The sequence below is a fragment of the Acinetobacter sp. YH16032 genome, from assembly GCF_013417345.1.
Taxonomy (GTDB): Bacteria; Pseudomonadota; Gammaproteobacteria; order Pseudomonadales; family Moraxellaceae; genus Acinetobacter.
Map to the genome: position 1 here is coordinate 1 of NZ_VPEE01000102.1, position 2,649 is coordinate 2,649.

Genomic DNA, 2,649 nt, shown 5'->3' on the forward strand with positions numbered 1-2,649 from the left:
TCCTTGTTTTGCAGATAAGTTATAATAATCTAAAGCTTTTGTTCGATCTTTATCTACATAATATCCATTGTCATACATTACACCTAAATTATACTGAGCTTCAGAAGAATTTAATTTAGATGCTTCATTAAACCAATAATAAGCTTTAGCTTCATTTTTTTGTGTACCTATTCCTTTGAAGTACATACCTGCTAAATCATTTTGAGCAACTACAGAACCTTCATTTGCAGCTTTTTCAAAATATTCTAAAGCTTTTTGAAAGTTTTGCTTTACACCATCACCTAAAAAATATTTTTGACCTTGTTTATATAAAGACTCTGATTGAACAAGATTTTTTTCTTTCTGAGGTACAGTCTTTGTACAACCATTAAGACTAAATACACTCAAAAACACTAAAAAAAAAGCTATTTTTTTTACATTCATTTTTCATTCACTTAGTCAGAATATTTTATCTGCCATTCTAGCATAGGGTCTTTTTCTATTTCTCTATCTCGTCGTTTCTTTTCTGCCTCCCCAGCATTTTCATTCAATTTCTTCTGAGCATTGATATATATTTCAGCCGCTTTTATTACCTCACCTCTTTTTCCAATTTCTTCACCTGCATTTTCTCCAGCTGACTTCATACCGTACTTAACTGACAAGCCAGCGATACCACAGAGGGCTAAACCAACCCCAACTTGTCTCGGATCTAATGAACGAACAGCATTTTGTGTGCATCTGCCAACAACTCCAAGTGCTAATGTTTCACCAGCTTTTTCACCAGCTTTTGAAAGCACCAACTTTGATGTTTGTTCTGCTAATTTTTCAGCATCCTCATCATGAATTGCTAAAATTATTTCTGCCCCATCTGATACCATTCCACCTTTAGTACCAATTTTATCAATTTTTTCTACAGCTTTTTTTGTATTCAGAACACTCGTATGCTGATTTCCATTAAAGATATGACCTGAAGACTTTCTACTATACACCTTAAATTCTGTAGCTTTTTTTAAACGCTCTTTACTCAATAAGGGAACATTTTTAGAATGTAAAGCTCCCCATCTAATATTATAATTCTGTGCTTTCATTACATCTGCAGTATCTTTTACATACCCAGCCCAATCAGATGCAGTTGATACTCCTGATACAACGTTATCAAGATGCTCTCTTTTTAAAACAAGCGTTGGTCTGCCATTTTTATTGACCTTTTGTGATTCATCAGCCATATCATAATTTCCTTAACGCAATGTCTTAATCAAAGTTTTTCTGAATAATTACTTCTTAAATAATCACCAGGATCTTCAGATTCTTGTAATAACTCAATTTCTTTCAGAATTTTTGGACTAATGAGAATAATTTCCCTTACTAAATTATTTTCTATTCTAGTAATAGGCTTGAACTCATCTTTTGTAAGATATTTAACTGAAAGTAAGGGAAATTCTACTGTATTGCATAGAAATTTAGCCTCACCATCTTTATTTGTTCTATTTATGAAAATAGTCTTGTTATTTTCATCACTTAGTTTGAACTCTAAATTTGCAATAGGTTCACCAATGAGATCAACAAACTTAATTAAAATCTCATCATCCATCGTTCCTGAAAAAGTATTTATATAGTAATGCCATTCATCGCCACCAACTAAAATTTTTACTTTTTCCGATTGATTTGATTTTATCCGTTCTGTTCTTCCATATTCATCCAGATTTCCTTTTTGGAACTGTCCATTTTCTCTAACGACTGAATATTTTAAGTCGCTAATATTATTTAGTTCATCAGTTTTAAATAAATTGTATACATCTAATTTATTACTATATGGAAGCACAACATTTGGCATTTCAGGTAACGAAAAGTTGACTTTACTTCCTTGTTTAAATAAATGCTGCCCTGCTTTAGCCTCAAACTTTGTCGGGGTAATAATAGTTATCCCATCTTTATTAATGATGATCTGAGATCCACCAGCCATAGATTTACCTATTTCTTATAAATTTATAAAAAATTGAGCCTGAATTTAGCGTAATATAAATGATTAATAATTCAATGATTTTTAACCAAAGCATGACATTCATCATCGCGATTCAACTGAATGATAGCATCATTGTCACTACAGACAATAAGCAAGTTGTTTTAACAGAAACAGGTGATGCTCAATTCGATCCTAAAAAAACCACAAAAATTCATCCATGGGATCAAGGCATTATTACAGGGACAGGTGAAAGCTATGTGGTGACAAGATCGATAGAATTTTTTAAAAGATTAGCGCATTCAAACATTGCTAAACTCCCCCAATGCCTCGATATTTCTAGACAGATAAGAGAACTCAAAGTAGGGACTGACTACTTTCAAGTCGAGAACACGAAATTACTCTGTTCTCGTTACACTGAGCATGGTGCACAACTTTATACGATACAACGCTTTGAACCATCACAGCCCTATGAGCTTAGCCCACTACAGCCAATGAATATTACAGTATGGATGTTTCACCCCATTATTGAAGCTATTTCTAGCGACTTAAAGAACCTCTATACTGATCTAAAAGACTATGCGACCTTTAATAACAAAGTAGATTGGATGAATTACTATCTCAATCGTCTGGCTCCCATTTACCAAAAACAAAGTCAACAAGATCCATTCATGAGCCAAAGCTTTGATTTCTTTTTTCAGACGAAGGAT

General features: G+C 33.0%; 4 protein-coding genes. 1 reads left to right on the forward strand and 3 read right to left on the reverse strand.

All coding sequences use genetic code 11. The annotated features are described in order from the left end of the window. The 3 genes from FTV32_RS16420 to FTV32_RS16430 all read right to left on the reverse strand — a co-directional run. The coding region (locus FTV32_RS16420; RefSeq protein ID WP_180029115.1) for a tetratricopeptide repeat protein at positions 1-423 on the reverse strand (423 nt) is incomplete at its 3' end. Between the two features lie 11 nt (positions 424-434). Next, positions 435-1,205 (reverse strand): hypothetical protein, encoded by a 771-nt coding sequence (locus tag FTV32_RS16425; protein WP_180029116.1) that lies wholly within the window; start codon positions 1,203-1,205, stop codon positions 435-437. A 29-nt stretch (positions 1,206-1,234) separates the two neighbouring features. Then, complete coding sequence (locus FTV32_RS16430; protein ID WP_180029117.1) at positions 1,235-1,942, reverse strand: type IV secretion protein Rhs; 708 nt, start codon at positions 1,940-1,942, stop codon at positions 1,235-1,237. Positions 1,943-2,001: 59 nt separating this feature from the next. Here FTV32_RS16430 and FTV32_RS16435 point away from each other — a divergent pair. Next, a partial coding sequence (locus FTV32_RS16435) for a hypothetical protein (protein WP_306669950.1) occupies positions 2,002-2,649 on the forward strand: 648 nt, incomplete at its 3' end.